16 protein-coding genes are annotated in these 17,841 nt (G+C 40.1%); 9 read left to right on the plus strand and 7 right to left on the minus strand.

Annotated features, from left to right (window positions below; translation table 11 throughout):
- Nucleotides 1-14: 14 nt before the first annotated feature.
- The 3 genes from L3V41_RS11135 (at nucleotide 15) to arcA (ending at nucleotide 2,977) form a co-directional block, all read left to right on the plus strand.
- Nucleotides 15-1,640, plus strand: a complete 1,626-nt coding sequence (locus tag L3V41_RS11135; protein ID WP_062570339.1) for an ATP-binding protein — start codon at nucleotides 15-17, stop codon at nucleotides 1,638-1,640.
- Nucleotides 1,637-2,155, plus strand: a complete 519-nt coding sequence (locus L3V41_RS11140; protein ID WP_062570338.1) for a YfiR family protein — start codon at nucleotides 1,637-1,639, stop codon at nucleotides 2,153-2,155. The genes L3V41_RS11135 and L3V41_RS11140 overlap by 4 nt, the downstream gene beginning before the upstream one ends.
- Before the next feature lie 105 nt (nucleotides 2,156-2,260).
- A complete protein-coding gene (arcA, locus tag L3V41_RS11145; protein ID WP_062570337.1) occupies nucleotides 2,261-2,977 on the plus strand; it encodes a two-component system response regulator ArcA in 717 nt (238 codons plus the stop codon).
- 6 nt (nucleotides 2,978-2,983) lie between these two features.
- On the opposite strand, the gene arcB is transcribed toward arcA, so the two are convergent.
- Complete coding sequence (arcB, locus tag L3V41_RS11150) at nucleotides 2,984-5,311, minus strand: aerobic respiration two-component sensor histidine kinase ArcB (RefSeq protein ID WP_193988451.1); 2,328 nt, start codon at nucleotides 5,309-5,311, stop codon at nucleotides 2,984-2,986.
- A 174-nt stretch (nucleotides 5,312-5,485) separates the two neighbouring features.
- Here arcB and folE2 point away from each other — a divergent pair, with 174 nt between their 5' ends.
- From folE2 to ampE, 4 genes are all read left to right on the plus strand, one after another.
- Complete coding sequence (folE2, locus tag L3V41_RS11155) at nucleotides 5,486-6,406, plus strand: GTP cyclohydrolase FolE2 (RefSeq protein WP_193988450.1); 921 nt, start codon at nucleotides 5,486-5,488, stop codon at nucleotides 6,404-6,406.
- A 77-nt stretch (nucleotides 6,407-6,483) separates the two neighbouring features.
- Nucleotides 6,484-7,077: a DUF2726 domain-containing protein gene (locus L3V41_RS11160; protein ID WP_062570334.1), complete on the plus strand. Its 594-nt coding sequence runs from the start codon at nucleotides 6,484-6,486 to the stop codon at nucleotides 7,075-7,077.
- 124 nt (nucleotides 7,078-7,201) lie between these two features.
- Nucleotides 7,202-7,909, plus strand: a complete 708-nt coding sequence (gene mtnN, locus L3V41_RS11165) for a 5'-methylthioadenosine/S-adenosylhomocysteine nucleosidase (RefSeq protein WP_193988449.1) — start codon at nucleotides 7,202-7,204, stop codon at nucleotides 7,907-7,909.
- Nucleotide 7,910: 1 nt separating this feature from the next.
- Nucleotides 7,911-8,864, plus strand: a complete 954-nt coding sequence (ampE, locus tag L3V41_RS11170) for a regulatory signaling modulator protein AmpE (protein ID WP_062570332.1) — start codon at nucleotides 7,911-7,913, stop codon at nucleotides 8,862-8,864.
- Between the two features lie 53 nt (nucleotides 8,865-8,917).
- Here ampE and tyrS read toward each other — a convergent pair whose 3' ends face one another.
- Complete coding sequence (gene tyrS / locus L3V41_RS11175) at nucleotides 8,918-10,117, minus strand: tyrosine--tRNA ligase (RefSeq protein ID WP_062570331.1); 1,200 nt, start codon at nucleotides 10,115-10,117, stop codon at nucleotides 8,918-8,920.
- Between the two features lie 398 nt (nucleotides 10,118-10,515).
- Here tyrS and L3V41_RS11180 point away from each other — a divergent pair, with 398 nt between their 5' ends.
- Nucleotides 10,516-11,832, plus strand: a complete 1,317-nt coding sequence (locus L3V41_RS11180; protein ID WP_062570330.1) for a peptidoglycan DD-metalloendopeptidase family protein — start codon at nucleotides 10,516-10,518, stop codon at nucleotides 11,830-11,832.
- A 100-nt stretch (nucleotides 11,833-11,932) separates the two neighbouring features.
- Here the strand turns inward: L3V41_RS11180 and hrpB are convergent, their stop codons facing one another.
- The gene (gene hrpB / locus L3V41_RS11185) at nucleotides 11,933-14,353 is read right to left on the minus strand and encodes an ATP-dependent helicase HrpB (protein WP_237127745.1); all 2,421 of its coding nucleotides are present in this window, start codon (nucleotides 14,351-14,353) and stop codon (nucleotides 11,933-11,935) included.
- Between the two features lie 242 nt (nucleotides 14,354-14,595).
- Here hrpB and L3V41_RS11190 point away from each other — a divergent pair, with 242 nt between their 5' ends.
- The gene (locus tag L3V41_RS11190) at nucleotides 14,596-14,793 is read left to right on the plus strand and encodes a CsbD family protein (protein WP_062570328.1); all 198 of its coding nucleotides are present in this window, start codon (nucleotides 14,596-14,598) and stop codon (nucleotides 14,791-14,793) included.
- A 41-nt stretch (nucleotides 14,794-14,834) separates the two neighbouring features.
- On the opposite strand, the gene L3V41_RS11195 is transcribed toward L3V41_RS11190, so the two are convergent.
- The 4 genes from L3V41_RS11195 to L3V41_RS20005 all read right to left on the minus strand — a co-directional run bounded on the left by L3V41_RS11195 (nucleotide 14,835) and on the right by L3V41_RS20005 (nucleotide 17,737).
- Nucleotides 14,835-15,716, minus strand: a complete 882-nt coding sequence (locus L3V41_RS11195; protein WP_237127746.1) for a lipase family protein — start codon at nucleotides 15,714-15,716, stop codon at nucleotides 14,835-14,837.
- 20 nt (nucleotides 15,717-15,736) lie between these two features.
- A complete protein-coding gene (locus tag L3V41_RS11200; RefSeq protein ID WP_237127747.1) occupies nucleotides 15,737-15,979 on the minus strand; it encodes a hypothetical protein in 243 nt (80 codons plus the stop codon).
- Nucleotides 15,980-16,011: 32 nt separating this feature from the next.
- Nucleotides 16,012-16,536 carry a DUF6795 domain-containing protein gene (locus tag L3V41_RS11205; RefSeq protein WP_237127748.1) on the minus strand — a complete coding sequence of 175 codons (525 nt, stop codon included), beginning with the start codon at nucleotides 16,534-16,536 and terminating at the stop codon, nucleotides 16,012-16,014.
- 160 nt (nucleotides 16,537-16,696) lie between these two features.
- The gene (locus tag L3V41_RS20005) at nucleotides 16,697-17,737 is read right to left on the minus strand and encodes a GGDEF domain-containing protein (protein WP_237127749.1); all 1,041 of its coding nucleotides are present in this window, start codon (nucleotides 17,735-17,737) and stop codon (nucleotides 16,697-16,699) included.
- Nucleotides 17,738-17,841: the final 104 nt, after the last annotated feature.

Genomic DNA, 17,841 nt, shown 5'->3' on the forward strand with positions numbered 1-17,841 from the left:
GCTTAATAAGGCATATGTCAATATTCAAAAGACAAACAAGTATTCGCAAAGCATTGACTAATGCTGTTATGTTAGTCACAGCATTATGCTTGTCATTGTCGATCTCAATTTCGACTTATCTTGATGTCAAAGAACAAAAAAGCCTTATTATTGATAAAATAACGATCCTCTCGAAGATTGTCTCTTATAATGCCCAAGTGACTGTGCTATTCGACGATAATGACACAGAAACTGAACGCTTAAAGTCATTTGAATCTGTGCCATTAATCAAAAATATTCATATTTACTCTATTGATGAGTTATCTAACGAGCCCGTCTTCTTTAGTAGCTTTAATGCCAGCAAAACGCCGCCAGTGCCCATTAAAGTCGGCAGCATAAATGAGCTATTAGAGCCTCATATAAAAGATAAGGTCATTGAGCTCATTACCCCCATCGTTTACGAAGGCAACACCATAGGCTACGTGTATGTGCGAGGTGGATTAGACAGATTAAACCAATACATCAACAGAAAAATCATTATTGATATTTTTCTGATACTTTTTGTCTTAGTGTTGGTGTATTTTGTCGCGCGTCAAATTCAAAGGCGTATTGCAAACCCAATTGATGAGCTCAGTGTGTTGTTGCAAGATGTGTCAAAAAACCATAATTACGAAACACGGGCGAAAAAGACAAATATCGATGAAATAAACCAACTTGCTGCTAGTTTGAATATCATGCTTGCTCGCACACAAAAGCAAATTGAACGTCATGAAAAAGATAAGCAAGAAATAAAACAGCTCAACCAAAGTCTCGAAGAAAAAGTTAACCAACGAACAATAGCCCTACGCGAGGCAAATCAAGAGCTTCTTAATACCCTTGAAAGGATGCACCAGTATCAAAACCAAATTGTTGAAAATGAAAAAATGGCTTCGCTTGGGCAAATGGTTGCGGGTGTTGCCCATGAAGTAAATACCCCTATTGGACTGGGTATAACTGGTTCCACCCTATTACGCGATAAGCTTGCAGAAATTTGTACAGAGTTTGAGCAAAAAACCTTAACCTCGACTCACTTAAAGCGTTTTATTGACGATGGCATTGAAAACCTCGATCTCATTTATCGAAACCTTAATCGAGCAGCCGAGCTCGTTTCAAGTTTTAAAAAGGTCGCTGTGAATCAAGATAGTGAAAGCACCTCACAAGTTAATCTTAATAACTTATTAAGTGATGTGGTACTTTCCATGCGTTCAGAAATACAATACCGCAACCCTAAAATTACAATAAACTGTGATAAAGAACTTAATATTGAAACCAAATCAGGGCCCTTACAGCAAGTTTTACAGCAACTCCTAAGTAACTCGGTGATCCACGCATTTAATGATGATAAAGACAACGAAATCACCTTCAACGTACAAAATAATGAATCAAACTTCACTATTCATTATTTTGATAATGGCATCGGTGTTGAGAAGTCCGTAAAAAAACGTATTTTCGATCCATTTGTTACCACCAAACGTGGTGAAGGTGGCAGTGGTTTGGGCATGCATTTAGTTTACAACTTGGTCACTCAAGCGCTTGGTGGCAGTATTGTGTATGACGAGTTAGCGCAAGATGGGGCACACTTCATCATCACCTTACCAAAGAAAGAAGGTGACATACGATGAGAAGTATTGTTTTTATATTGCTGTTGCTTTCATCGTGGTCGGTTTTGGCTAAATCTCCTGATCAAGTTAAATCTGCTTTTTTGTTTCAGATTGCAAAGTTTGTCGAGTTTACCCACGATGATATAACCCGCCCTATTTCATTTTGTTTTTATGACTTAGAGTACGGACCAGGTGCGTTCCTAAAAGATAGAAATGAACTGCAAATTAACAAAAAACCAATCAAGGTTATTTTAGTGAAAAAAAGTCAGCAAATTTCTGAACTTTCTCAGGTTTGTGATATCACATACGTTGATGAAACATTAGAAAATGATATACTTCCACTTTGGACCGATACAATTTCATTGGATACTTTAACCATAGGTGAAAGTATCAGTTTTTTAGAAAACGGCGGTATAGCCTCTCTGGTTCAAGAAGGAAATAAAATCCGACTGTATATCAATAAGCAGCACGTATTGCAGCAAAACTTTAAAGTGCAATCTCGATTGTTAGCTATGGCTAAGTTTTATCCAAATTGATTTTACTTGTTAACAATTGGATCTAATCCTATAATCTCTAGTATTCGGTTTTGCTTGGTAATACCGAATTTTTGTAAATAAAATTTCCGAAAAGGTTAATATACAATGCAAACGCCAGTCATTCTGATCGTAGAGGATGAAGACGTAACTCGACTAAACCTCGTTAGTTTATTTGAAGCTGAAGGTTACAAAGTTATTGAAGCCATTGATGGCGATGATATGCATGACAAGCTTACAAATAATGATGATGTGAACCTTGTAGTTATGGACATCAATCTGCCAGGTAAAAACGGGCTAATTCTAGCACGTGAGCTACGCCAAAAACGCAACGTTGGTCTAATTTTCTTAACAGGTCGTGACAACGACGTTGACCGCATCTTAGGTCTTGAGATTGGTGCTGATGATTACATCACAAAACCATTCAACCCACGCGAATTAACAATTCGTGCGCGTAACCTTATTACACGTACAGCGCTTGGTGGTGAAGAAACTAACCTTGAAACAAATGGTGTGATTACATTTAACGGTTGGGAACTTGATGAAAACAGCCGTTGTTTAACATCGCCAAGTGGTGATGCTAAACGTTTACCTAAAGGTGAATACCGTGCACTGCGTCTAATGCTTGACTCTCCTGGTCGTATCTTCAGCCGTGAGCAACTTATTAAGCACATGACAGGTCGTGAGCTGCGTGCTAATGACCGTACTGTAGACGTTACTATTCGTCGTATCAGAAAACACTTTGAAAGCGATAACAGCACATCTGAGCTGATTAGCACCATCCATGGTGAAGGCTATCGCTTCATTGGTAAAATCGACAGCTAATTAGAATTAGCTTTCTAACTGTTGTAAAAATGATTGGAGGGCGTCACGCCCTTCATTTATTTTAACTGCTAAAACATCCAGCCACTGTTGTAACTCTTCACTACTTTGTTCAAGCGCGCCGTGTTCCATCTTCTTCGCGTGTAACTGCACATCATTTAAGCCCACAGAGCCAGCCGCACCTTTTAGTTTATGCGCAACAGACTTATATTCTTCTCTATCATCTGATGCCAAAGCATCTGCAAGCTCTGTTTGATACTGCGGGTTCAACTTATTGAATAACTCACAGCTACGATTAAAGATAACTAAGCCCATTGAACCAACAAAGTCCTCAATCGTTTCTATATCGAGTAATTCAACACGAATACCCGATAAGTCTTTTTTAGTCACGGTTTTGATTGGCTCAGGCTGACAGTTTTGTTGCTGCTTGATATCAAATAGCTCACCGAGCATTTTATCAAGTTTCGTGGTATTAATCGGCTTAGCAAGTGCTCCTTGAATGTTAATACCAGCAAGCTCTTCTTCAGCACTACGAACGTTTGCGGTCAACGCGACTATAGGTAGGCTATCAAAATGTTCATCATCACGAATTTGGCGAGCTACTTCATCGCCATTAATATCAGGTAACTGCATATCAAGTAACACGAGATCTAAATCATCTTCGGTATAAACGAACGACAATGCATCTTCACCGGTTTCCGCCCAAATAACCTCATGCCCTCGTTGCTCAAGTAAGTTCGTAGCAATTTCAGCATTAAGAGGAACATCCTCAACCAACAAGATATTTAAACTACGCACGGCATAGCTTTTCTCTGTCGGTGCAATACAAAGCTTAAGCGGTATTTCCACCACAAATACGCTTCCCTCGCCCTCTGTACTACTCACGTGGATTTCGCCTTTCATTGCAGTTACAAGTGCTTTTGTTACCGCTAGACCAATGCCCGAGCCGATTGCATTGGTACCATTCACATCTGGCGCTTTATAATACATATCAAAAATACGATGTAGTTGCTCTCGTGGGATCCCTTGCCCAGTATCAGTGACTCGCATAACAAGCCAAGGACCATCAGGGCGGTTTTCGCGGCGGCACTCAAGCTCAACATGACCTTGCTGGGTAAACTTCACCGCATTATTAATTAAATTCCAAACAACTTGGCGTAAGCGAGTTGGGTCGAGCGACGCATAAACATCCAGCGTGCCTTTACGTTTAATATTAAACTCAAGCCCTTTTTGCTCAGCAATAAGACCTGCAAAATTCACTACATCGTTGATAAAGTCAGCGACATTCACAGAATCCGTGACAATATCTAATTGCTCACGATCAATTTTGTCTAAGTCAATAATGTCATTAAAGATATTACCAAGCGTTTCGGCACTAGAAAAAACAGTATTACACCAGCTACGCTGCTGCTTATCGAGCTCAGTATCGAGTAACATACGGGTTAAACCAACGATACCGTTCAAGGGAGTTCTTAGCTCATGACTTAAGGTGGCAATAAATTTCCCTTTATCTTTATATGCCGCTTCAAGTGCTTGAGCAGCCTCTTTACGGCTAGTAATATCACGGCCGAAAGCGAGCAAACCTATGTACTCACCTTTTTCATTGATAAACGGTAACTTACGCATCTCAAACCACCGTTTTTCACCATCAACAGGGTATTCAACATCCAAGGTAAGTGCTTGATGGGTTTGTGCTACCTTTTTATCTGTACACAGCACTTCAGGAAGGTAATCACTAGGGTAGATTTCTTCAACGCTCTTCCCTATTAACTCTTCACTACTTTTACCCATCACTTGTTCAAACATTTTATTACAGCCTGCAAAAACACCATTGTTGTCGCGGTAATAAAATAAATCGGGTGAGGAGTCGACGATTGAGCGCAGTAACATCCCTTGCTGTGCCAGCTCTTGCTGTGTTTTTTTACGCTCTGCGATTTCACGCCTTAGCTCTTCAATTGCTCTGTGCTTTGCATGAAAAGCCATTTTACGTTCATCAATCTCTTCATTTAAACGACTGATATTGTCTTTTAGCGTTTGGTTTAACAGCTTTTCTTGCTTAGTTGCACTATCTAAATAACTGTAAGAGGCTTCTAACTGACGAATTGAGTTTAATAATACAGAAATTAAAAGTGGCGATACGACAGCGGTAAAAAACATCACCGCAAGAACATCAACCAAGGTAACAGTGCCCACTGCCACGTAATAAAACATACATGACAGAATTAATGACATGACTAACAATAAGGCATAACAAACTGCGGCAGTTTTAAACTCACCATATTTAGAGATCAAGCTTGAGAGTGTGCGAGCCCACGGACTCAAAGACGAATCAATCATAGATAAAGCTTAGGCACATAATTGAAAAAAAACAGCATAGTTAATTTTACCACTATTCCTTTAGAAATATTCATATTGTGCGATAAACACAGAATTTTTTCATCAACGCCGATTTTTTATATTTTTTCATGTAAACTACCGCGCTTTAATAACTGCAAAGAAATGAGTATAACCATGCAAACCACAATGCCTGACATTGCTGATACAGCACCTGCTTTACAAACTGGTAAATTAGACTGGGTTGGCATGGGTGAAATTGAGCTCCCTTTTATTTTTGAATCTCACAATATTGCCCCTGTAAATGTGATTGCCAAGGCACGTGCTTTTGTAAACTTATACAAAGAAGATGCCAAAGGCATCCATATGTCGCGATTATTTTTGGCGCTTGATACCTTATCGACTGAGCAACACGTTAACCCGCAGACATTAGCACAAGCACTCGATGCTTTTATTACTAGCCATGATGATTTGAGCGACCGAGCACAAATTGAGTTTAAGTTTGAACTGCCGCTGCGTCGTAAATCACTGTTAAGTGGCAAAGTTGGCTGGAAAAACTACCCTATTCATCTTATAGCAAAAATAAACCAAGGCACCTTAAGCTTTGAATTAATGGTTGATGTTACTTACTCATCAACTTGCCCATGCTCAGCGGCCCTTGCTCGTCAGTTAATTCAAAATGCCTTTGCTGAAAAATTTACTGACAGTCAACTTGATAAACAAGCTGTCCATGAGTGGCTTGGCAGCACAGAGGGAATAGTAGCAACACCACACTCACAACGTTCGATTGCCAATGTAAAAGTGAAGCTTGATAGCAAGATTGAGAGCTTTGATGTTGTTGGTTTAATAGATGCCATTGAAAGCGAACTGAAAACACCAGTACAAGCGGCGGTAAAACGTGAAGATGAGCAAGAATTTGCTCGCTTAAATGGTCAAAACCTGATGTTTTGTGAAGACGCTGCCCGTAAAATTAAAGCCCTGCTTGAGGCACAAAGCTACGCTGATTATTGGTTGCAAATCAATCACTATGAATCTTTGCATGCGCATGACGCCGTTGCCATTGCGGTAAAAGGTGTTGCCAACGGATATACCGCTTAATTCAGTAACTCCTCACAACTTAGGCACATAAATTGCTAATACAATTCAGTGTCAATTTGTTGTTGTGGAGTTACCAGATGGAATTCGCTTTATTATCAATTTTAGTTTTAGTCGTAGGGGCTTCTGTTGTTGCGTCAAAGTATACAGATGATGGCGGAAACCCATACCCTTTCACTCGTAAACAAAGTGTATTTACACAAGTAGAGAGTGCGTTTTTACACCTTCTTGAACGTGCAGTTGGCGATCAATATAAGATTGTAAGTCGTGTTAAACTCATCGACTTAATTGACTGCAAACAAGGGCTTTCGCCGAAAGCTAAACGTGCTGCTATTACTAAAGCCAAAAACAAGCAATTAGACTATGTCTTAATTGATAAAGATAAGCTCACCATTGTTGCCGCAGTTGATCTTGTTAATAACACCAACAAGGATGGGCACAAAGCGCAGCGTGATTGGTTTGTAAGTGGTGCGCTTGAAGCAGCAGGTATTCCACATATCCGCATGAAAGTAAAAGCGGGTTACCAACCTAAAGAAGTACGTGATGCGATTATGTTTAAACTTGGTAAACCTAGCGCAGCGCCACTAAGGCCCACTCGCAACCGCGTAACAAAACCAGCCGTGTTGTCGCCTTCTCAGGCAAAAGCTCACTCTACAGCATTGGCAGAAATATAGCGTGTCATAATTTTGGCAAAAGCAGACTTTAAGTCTGCTTTTTTGTTTTTACACTTGCTGAATTCTCGTAACTACTCAAGGTTGGGTATATAATCACCCTATTCAATCTAAGGAAACAAATATTATGCATGTTGGTATTATTGGCGCGATGGAGCCTGAAGTAAAAATTTTACGCGAAACCATGGTTAACCCAAGTGTCATGACAAAAGCTGGATTCACATTTTATACAGGTGAGTTAGCAGGCCATACTGTTACACTTGTACAATCAGGCATTGGTAAGGTTGCTTCTGCAGTTGCTACTACGCTTTTAATTGACAACTTCACTCCAGATTGTGTGATTAACACAGGTTCAGCTGGCGGCTTTGAGGCTTCTCTTAACGTGGGTGATGTCGTTATTTCATCTGAAGTTCGTCACCACGATGTTGATGTAACAGCCTTTGGTTACGAAATTGGCCAAGTACCACAAATGCCAGCAGGTTTTGCTGCACATCCTAAATTAATTGAAGCTGCTGAGCAAAGCGTAAGCCAAATCAGCGATGTAAAAACCATGATTGGTCTAATCTGTACAGGCGATTCATTTATGTGTGATCCGGTGCGAATCGATAAAGCACGTGCAGACTTCCCAACCATGCTTGCAGTTGAAATGGAAGGCGCAGCAATTGCTCAAGCCTGTTACTCACTAGACACTCCTTTTGTGGTTATCCGCTCTATGTCTGATATTGCTGGTAAAGAGTCTCCACAATCATTTGAAGAGTACATCGAAACTGCCTCTATTAACTCATCTAAAATGGTTGTTGCTCTACTAGAGAAACTAACGTCGGTGAGTTTATAAGGTGATTGCAAGTTTTGTTCAAACCCATTTGGACATTATTGTATTTTTTATAGCGCTCCTTGCTGAGCGCTTTTTCCCTTTAGTAAGCTGGTATCACCCCAATACATTGCTGAGTGTTATTTTTTCTTCACTTGGCGATCGCCTTTACGATCAACATAACCCAAGAAGCTATCAGTATTTATCGTCAATACTTGCATTTACGCTTACAACTTTGCTGATTGTCGTACTGGTCATGTTGTTTTTAGAGTTTGCCTTTTATCCTGAGCTGCTCAGCGGGCTAATTCTTTACTTATTACTCAATAGCCGCGGACAAGAAAAGAAGTCACTTCGAATTGCGCGCTTAGTTAAAAAAAATCAGAAAGCGGCTGCCAGAGAATTACTCTCAGGTTTAGTTGCACGAGATGTATCTCGTCTATCAGCTCCTGGGATTTGTAAGGCATGCATGGAGTCTTTACTGCTACAAAGCGCACGGCAGTATTTTGCCGTGATCTTTTTTTACTTAGTCGGCGGCGCAATAATATGCCTGACTTACCGTTTATTAACCCTTATTCACCAAGCATGGCGTGAAAAACAATTACCTGACAGCCCTTTTTTACTACCCATTGCTAAACTGTTATTTGTACTTGAGTGGATACCTATTCGACTCCTAGCCATTACACTTGCAGCAACAAATGCGAGTAAACAAAGCCTGCATTACATTAAACATTATGGACGCCATTTTTACCAAACCAATACTGGCTGGCTACTCAGCGTAAGTGCGGCATCACTGGGTGTGCAACTAGGGGGGCCCGCTTTATACAAAGGTGTGCGCTTTAACAAAATGCGTGTAGGTACGGAGCGATTACCCAGTGCAGATGACATTCCAATTCTTATAAGCCGACTAAATCAGGCTAAAGCATTTTGGCTACTATTTATCATCTGTATTGAGATAATCACATTTCTAGCTTTTGCTTAACAAATACAAAAAAACCAGCCGAGGCTGGTTTTTATAATACGCCCTATTAACGCTTAAGCGACGGTGATTTTAGCAAACTTACGTTTACCTACTTGGTAAATTTCAGTACTGCCTTTAGCAACTTCAAGCTTAGTATCTGTTACTTTTTCTTCACCATTAATTTTTACAGCACCTTGTTTGATCATACGCATAGCCTCAGACGTACTTGCAACAAGATTAGCTTCTTTTAATAAATTAGTGATAAATACAGTGTCTTCAGCAATTGTTACTGTTACTTCTGGGATCTCATCTGGTAATGCATTTTTTTGAAAACGCTTAATAAAATCTTGATGAGCACCTTCTGCCGCTTCTTCACTGTGGAAACGAGCAATCATTTCTTTTGCTAATTCAATCTTAATGTCGCGCGGGTTTGCACCGTCAGCAACACGCTGTTTAAGAGCTGCAATTTCTTCGATTGATAATGCGCTTAATAAGTCATAGTAGCGCCACATTAGCTCATCGCTAATAGACATCACTTTACCAAACATATCGTTTGGCTCATCAGTAATACCAATGTAGTTACCTAATGACTTAGACATTTTCTGAACGCCGTCAGTACCTTCAAGCAGTGGCATCATTAGCACTGTTTGTGGTTTTTGACCTTCATCTTTTTGTAGCTCTCGGCCCATGAGTAGGTTGAAACGTTGATCTGTACCGCCAAGCTCAACATCTGCTTCTAATGCAACTGAATCCCACCCTTGTACCAGTGGGTATAAAAATTCGTGGATAGCAATTGATTGACCACCGGCATAACGCTTTTTGAAGTCATCACGTTCTAGCATACGTGCTACTGTTTGACGCGCAGCCAGTTTGATCATACCTGCTGCACCTAAGTTTTCCATCCAAGTAGAATTAAATGCAACCGTTGTTTTTGCAGGATCTAGAATCTTAAATACTTGCTCTTTATATGTTTCTGCATTAGCAAGTACATCTTCACGAGTTAACGGCTTACGCGTCACATTTTTACCCGTTGGGTCGCCGATCATGCCAGTAAAGTCACCAATAAGGAAAATAACCTCATGACCTAAGTCTTGAAAGGTTTTCATTTTATTAATTAAAACTGTATGACCTAAATGCAGATCAGGCGCCGTTGGATCGAAACCCGCTTTAATTTTAAGCTTTTTACCAGACTTTAGTTTTTCAACTAATTCGTCTTCAATTAATATCTCTTCTGCACCGCGTTTTATCTCAGCTAGAGCGGTTTGTAAATCCACTGTGTATTACTCCAAAAATTCAGCTTACCGGGCGTGGTGGCCTATCAGGGTTAAAAATAGAGCTAAACATGATTAAATTTAGCAAGTTAGCTCCAGAAAAGCTGCACCAAGAGCAAGCCAACTTAAGTATTTTAAGCATCAGCCTAGTGGAGCAGCGCGCGTGATTGTTCTTTATACCGCGTTATTGCATTTTTATGAAGGTACTTTAGTTAACTAATGCATATTTAGCTTAACATCAGACATATGCTGCAAATTTAACCAAAAAAGATTAACACGCTGAGCAATTCTAGCGTAAAATAGCGCTAGTTTAAATCTACAAAACACTGGTATTTGCTCTATTTTAGGTATATCCTGCAATATTAGTAATTAATTTTCTTGACAGCAGAAAAAGGCACGTTATGGTTCACGTAGTGCATAAACTCCCCAAAAAACACAAACTGCTTATTCTCGGTTTGGTTTCTGCTATTATCGGCTTAGCATTATTACCGTCAGAAAAAGCCACCGCTTCAAAGGATAACAGTGCCGACGCACTTGAAATTGGCAAACGCTACGAATTACAAGTTAAAGTTGATGATAACGAAAAACTAACTGAACTAAATTCAGAGCAAGCAGCTGCTAAATTACCAGAATACGACCTTGTCGATCATCAAGTACGTAACGGCGATAATCTAGCACTTATTTTCAAACGCGCGGGCTTTTCAGCGCAAACATTACATAAACTAATCAACACAAATGCCGAAACGCGTAAATTAACCAAAATTCACCCTGGTGAAATTTTGAGTTTTGCTACAGCTGAAGACGGTTCTCTTGCACAGCTTCGTTATGTAATTTCAAAAACCGATACTCTGTACGTTACTTTAAATGATGAAGGTAACTACGACACGGCAATCGATAGTAAAGAAATCGAAACCTTAAGTAAGTCGGCCGGTGGCGAAATCAGCAATAGCTTTTGGACCTCAGGTATCGCCGCTGGGTTAAGTGAACGCCAAATAATGAATTTTGCTGACATCTTTGGTTGGGATGTTGACTTTGCTAACGACATTCGTAAAGGCGACCAGTTTGGTCTTATTTACGAAGCGCATTATGTTGATGGCGAGTACATAGGCGACGGCAAAATAATTGCCGCTGAATTTATCAACCAAGGCGAACGCTATTCTGCAATTCGTCATACTGATGGAAACTTCTACACACCGGAAGGCCGCAGTATGAAAAAAGCATTCTTACGTGCCCCTGTTAACTTTAAATATATCAGCTCAAGCTTTAATCCGCGTCGCTTACATCCAGTAACGAAGACTGTTAAGCCGCATAATGGTATTGACTACGCTGCTCGTACGGGGACACCGGTGGTTTCTGCTGGTAATGGTAAAGTGGTTAAAGCTGGCTACAGTAAGTATAACGGTAACTATGTATTTATTAGCCACGGCACTCAATACGTGACTAAATACTTACACTTGAACAAAAAGCTTGTTAAAACAGGTCAAAAAGTAAAACAAGGTCAAAAGATTGGTACCGTTGGTGCTACAGGTCGTGTTACAGGCCCTCATTTACATTATGAATTTTTAGTAAATGGCGTTCACCGCAATCCTAAAACAGTTAAACTGCCTAAGTCAGAGCCACTACCACGCGATGAGTTAGCTAAGTTTAAACCAATTGCCGACAACTTCTTAGCGCAGCTTGAACGCAATCGTGAGCTACAACTGGCACTTAACAAGTAATCACTAAAGTTGAATAATTAAAAACCCCAGTAACTAATTTACTGGGGTTTTGCTTTATAACCACACTGTTCCTCTGAATTAACACATAGTGCGAGTTAGATTACATCTTGCTTTTTACTTTGTTAGTTGCCTGACTTAAAGCAGGGTTATCTGGCCAGAAATGTTTGGGGTAACGACCTTTCATCTCTTTCTGTACTTCTTTATAACTAGTTTGCCAGAAATTCTCTAAATCTTGAGTGAGTTGTAGTGGCCGCCTTGCTGGCGACAATAGCTCCATTAGAAGGGGTAACTTGCCCTGTGCAAGCAAGGGTGTGCTAGTCATGCCATAAACTTCTTGCATGCGTACACTCAGCTTTGCAGGTCCATCAAGCTGGTATGTAATTCTCACATTTGAGCCACTGGGGACGGTTAAACGCAGCGGCAACAACTCATTTAATAAACTCTGCTGGTGCCAATCAAAACAATTTTTTAAAGCTTCACTGTAATTAAGCTTTTTTAATTGCTCTACGTTTTTTATCTCATCAAGGAAAGGTGCAAGCCACTGATTATTAGTCGTCAATTCGTCACGACTAATAACTGGAAATGACTGCGGCAATAATTTGCTCGCTAAGCTCATTCTAATTAGTAATTGCTCACTTTCACTTTGCTCATTAAATAGTGAAAAACCTTTTTTATTGAACAAATTTAGCCATGCTTTAGTGCGCTCGGCTTTATCAAGAGGCTGTTTACTTGGCTGGCTTGCTACTGTAATCGCCCCTAGCTTTAGTTCCTCTTGATGAATAAAACGTCCAGATTTTTCATCGTATTCACAGCGAGTTTGCTCTGAAAATAAATGCCCTAACTGATCTTCAAGTTCATCTGGTAAAAATGCGACTGCCGCAAATATTCGACTTCCTCTGTGGCCGCCCATACTGGCAATAGCAAGATAGTCATCGTTATGCCAAAACTCATCACTTAAGTCGGCCCCCGCGCCATTGGCGAGCAAATAGCCGTTGCCACGCTTTTTCGCTAAGCGATCTGGAAATGCAAAAGCCACCAGCAAAGCAAGGTGCTGCATATTTAACTCACGCACTGCCTTCAAGTTTAAACGTGATAGCCAATAGTTTAATTGTTGCTTAAACAGTGGATGAGGCTTTGTATGCATGCTGTGAAGTGCAAGCTTAAGATCAGCCGGTATACTCACACGACTCTCAAGTAGCGCCACTAAGTATGCAGCGAGTTCATAAATTCTCGGCATACTTGCTTGAAGTTGCTTAGCCTTAATAAGCATATGTGATAAACGAATATCCGCCCCAAAACTAAGCATTTGGCTACCAAGTTTTGTTAGCTTTTCATTTTCATCAAGCGCTTCAAGCATTTTTAAAAGTGCTGTGGCGTGTTTAATTTGCTGTGGGCTTGGTGCATCAAGAAGGTTTAGTTCAGTAATAGCTGCGCCCCACTGCTTAGTTTCAAGCAGTAGTTGGCTAATATCACTTGTTAGAATTTCTGGGGCGTCATGGCTGTTACGACGTTCAAACGTTTGTTTACTACCTAGGCGATATACCACACCAGCTTCTAAACGCCCTGCACGGCCTGCACGTTGTACCGCAGAGGAACGAGAGATGCTTTGGGTTACAAGTTCAGTTACGCCAGTTTTTAAGTTGAAGCTGGCTGCGCGGCGCTTACCGCTATCGACAACAATACGGATCCCTTCAATCGTTAAGCTGGTTTCGGCTACATTTGTTGTCAGCACGACTTTTCGCTTACCTTGTTGTGCAGGAGCTATGGCTGCTTGTTGCTCTCCTTTGCTTTGTTCACCAAATAAAGTAAACACTTCGCAATCATCTGCAAGATCGTTCAATGCCTGTTTTACACGTAGAATTTCTCGCTGACCGGGTAAAAACACCAAAGCACTACCAGTTTGCTCATTGAGTGCTTGCTTAATAACCGCAGGAATATCCTCTAACCATCGGCTTTCATCTTTAAGTGGAACATAAATTTCATCAATTGGGTAACTTCGCCCTTCAGATGATATTATTGGGCAATCAAAAAACTCACTGTACCGCTCACCGTCTAAGGTGGCCGACATGAGTAAGATTTTTAAATCGTCTCTAAGGGCCGCTTGCGTTTCAAGCGCAAAAGCGAGGGCTGTGTCTGCGGCAATCGAGCGCTCATGAAATTCATCAAAAATAAGTAAATCGACACCGCTTAACTCAGGGTCATTTTGTAGCATCCGTGTGAGCATCCCTTCTGTCACAATTTCCAGCTTGGTTGCATTACTAATTTTTGATTCACCCCTAATGCGCAAACCAACACTTTCGCCAACGGCCTCATTTTGTAAAGACGCTAAGTATTGAGCAATATTACGTGCAGCCAAACGCCTAGGTTCAAGCATAACAATCCGCTTGAAGTGGCCTGCTTGCATCAGCGTTAATGGCAGCCATGTTGATTTACCTGCCCCTGGTGGCGCTTGCAGCAAAGCCATAGGGTTATTTTGTATCGTCGTTAACAATGATTGGTAAATATCTTGTACGGGCAGCACGTTTCTTTCTCTTACTTTATTTTTAGCTATTGTAACAAAAAACAGCCGACGACAATGACTCTCCCTTGCAAGAAAAAATTACAGGGTTTTATAAATAACTAAGAACAAATTGCAGTAAAAAATAAACGCCTTATAGATAAAAACAATTATTTACAACAATTTCAACAGGTTAAAAGATCTAACGGTATGGCATATCAATTGCTTTTATAAAAATGAATGTTTAACAAAGTAAGGAGATAATGATGAACAGCGATCGTTTAGAAGGCAATTGGAAAGAGTTAAAAGGTAAAGTGCAACGTAAATGGGGCGACCTTACCAATGATGATTTAGATAGAATCGAAGGTAGCCGTACAGAGCTTGTTGGTAAAATCCAGCAAAAATACGGCAAATCGAAAGAAGAAGCAGAGCGTGAAGTTAATGACTTTGAGAAAAGCCATTAATTTTGCAGCCTAACAAAAGCCGCCATCGGCGGCTTTTGTACTTATTTTGTTAGTGCTATTGCTTGGCCTGCAAGAGAAAACACATTTTTAAGCATTAACTTTAAAATATGCCTGATAGATGCATACGTAAACGAGATTGCTTTGAATGGATAGCCACAAAAAGCCAGCATGTAACCTAAAATTCCCTTCACATCACTTGTATAATTTTTAGAGAGATCGATGCTGTCGGTTAATGCTTTAGCAATTTGATCATAGACGGTAAGCGTATTCGTGTAGTGGTTTTGTATCGCATATAACTTACCTGTATCACGTAAATATGTGATTAATGCAGCGCCTATTTTTCTTGCCCATCTTGAAGTACGGCTGCACTCTAATCGCTTATCATAATCAAGCCTGACTTCTTCTTGAATCCGTTTTTCCATGCCCTTATTGATTGCAGCATAACTTTTAAAATTACTCGCAGTATGTAAGTAGCCTGGCGTCTGGTCTGTCATACTATGGGCTTTTGGAGTAATTGTTGCAGCACCATTTAAAATATATTCTTGCTCCGTATGCATAAATGGCCAGACTGGCACTAAAGGTACGGGGTCGGCGGCATGCACACAGCGATAAACATGGTTATTTGTTGCTGCTTCTGTCTGTATAGCAAAGCTATGATAACCAACTCGTGGAGCACCAAAAGTATAAAGCTTCACATTTGCACCAAAGTGATTTTTTAACCAATTCGCAGCCAAATTAGCCAAAGCACCGCCTAAGCTATGACCCACAACATGTATATTTAGCTTTTTGCTCGCTTTTTTACTAAAAAATTGTTCTAACTGCTTTCTAAATGAGTTAAAGGTGTGATTAAACCCCGCATGCACAGGCTGACTATTACTACAGGTACTCAAACCACAATTAAGGTCAGTAATCACATCTCGCATTTTCGCCGTACCGCGTAATGCTAAAACATAATCACCTTCAAATAGTCCCTTTTGCCTTTTGCAATACAACCAAATTCAGTTTTATGATTAAACATTCGTTCTAAAACTGAGCCACTCACCCCCTGAACTGGCTCAGACTCCAGCGTAAAAAGAGAATTAACTCGTTCAACGTAAGGGTTGGTAGCTATTAAAGGTTGTTTATCTAATAGTTCATATGCAATTGCAGAGAAGTTAGCCGCAATTGCAGGACTTAAAGTCTTCATTTTCATTTCCTTATAATTTTGATTTTGAAACCTTAATCTTCTTCAATCTCAGAAAGATCGAAATAATCACTTTGCTCTAAAATCTCAAAATCTTTATCCCAACGCCCAATACTGACGGCTTCAAATGTATAGCCTTCAACTTTTGTGTTCTCAAATTTAAAAAGTACTTTATCACTAGAAATATCTGCAACTAAACATCCTAGCTTCTTGGCATATTCTTCACGATAACTAAAACCTGACAATCTTGCCCCCCATAAGCAGTACTCTTTACTCTTATGTGTTAAAAGAAGTGACTGGGAAGTAAAAATTTCTGCAAATGGCACAGCAGGTTGGTTAGAACGAATATTGACTTCTGGAAAAGAAAAGCCGCCTTTATCATCGGTATAGGCAAAATCTTCTACATATTTTCCATCAGAGAAACGAAGCCTTCTTTCTATTTTTGCGTTTATTAAAGGTTGGTCATTTTCACTCACCTGGCCTTTAACTTCGGGGCATAGGTGTACCTTGTATGCACCAAAATAGTTACCCAACTTCTTAAATGATTCTAAGAGTGACATTAAAAATGAGCCTCAAAACAGGCGGTGAACTTAAGAAGATGTCGATGATATTCCTTATCTTGACTCACTATTCACATGCCCTTGTAAATAATGAGCACATAATACACAACTTAGTGATAAAAAGTAGCATCAGTAAAAATAATTGAGTCGGCGAGGCTTATTAGGCTGGCTCGTGTTTGGCCAAATCAGGCTCAGCAACTGTTTGGTTTTTACCTTGAGATTTTGCTTTGTATAGTCGCTTATCAGCAATATTTAAGCATTGATCAATACTGTCCACTAGAGTTCGCTGATACAAACCAATACTTAAACTCACATTGAAGGAATGCTTACCACTTTTAAATGTATTATTTGCGAGTTGTGTGTGTATTTCATCAGCAACGTTTCGTGCGCGAAGTTCATGCCCTTTTGGGGTTACAATTAAAAACTCTTCACCACCCCAACGCGAATTAATGTCTTCATCGGTACACACCTTCTTAAAGATATTGGCAATGAAGATAAGCACTTCGTCACCCACTTGGTGGCCATAGGTGTCATTCACTTGTTTAAAGTTATCAACATCAATTAAAAGAAACACGGCGCCCTCTGCAAAGCAACGACTTTGCATACACTCTGTCGCATAACGTCGGTTTGATAAACCGGTCATGGCGTCGGTGCGGGCCAGCTTTTTGTTTATTTTAAGCTGTGCTATGAGCTCACGACTGTACTTATTTCGGTAATACTCATAGAACGCGCCAAGTATACATAAAATTGAAAAGCACAGCATAACTCGTGTAGGAAAGTAATGACTTGGATAACTGTAATAACCCAATTTGTCCGTGTAATAAAAGAGAGTTGAAATCACACAAGCAAGCACGATTAAGTCTATCGCTCCGCGCTTTAAGCCACGAATAAAAAAGGTCACAGGCGAGGCAATAAATAACCATAAAGGACCTGTACCATGATTACCGCCAGACACTATCAAAAAGCACATAATCGCATATAAGGTGTAAAGCATCAGAATAGCAATTGTATGGTCACGATTTTTGATTATAAACGGACTGGCAAATACACCCACAGCAACCACTAGCATAGCACTAAGAAGGGTGTAGCCATCTAAGTAACTAGTAATAGACATAAAAAAAGAGGTAACAGCCCCAATGAATGCAAATACACGTAAAAACCGTGCTTTATCTTGCTGACTTGCATTGACTGTATCGATCACACTTTTGCCTTGCGTTTATTATTGCTTATTCCTAAATAACTTTAACACAAATATCTAATAATGAAGGCGTAATACAGCTTTTCACATGCTAAATGCTTAACAAA

The organism is Pseudoalteromonas sp. L21, assembly GCF_021728035.1.
Taxonomy (GTDB): domain Bacteria; phylum Pseudomonadota; class Gammaproteobacteria; order Enterobacterales; family Alteromonadaceae; genus Pseudoalteromonas; species Pseudoalteromonas arabiensis.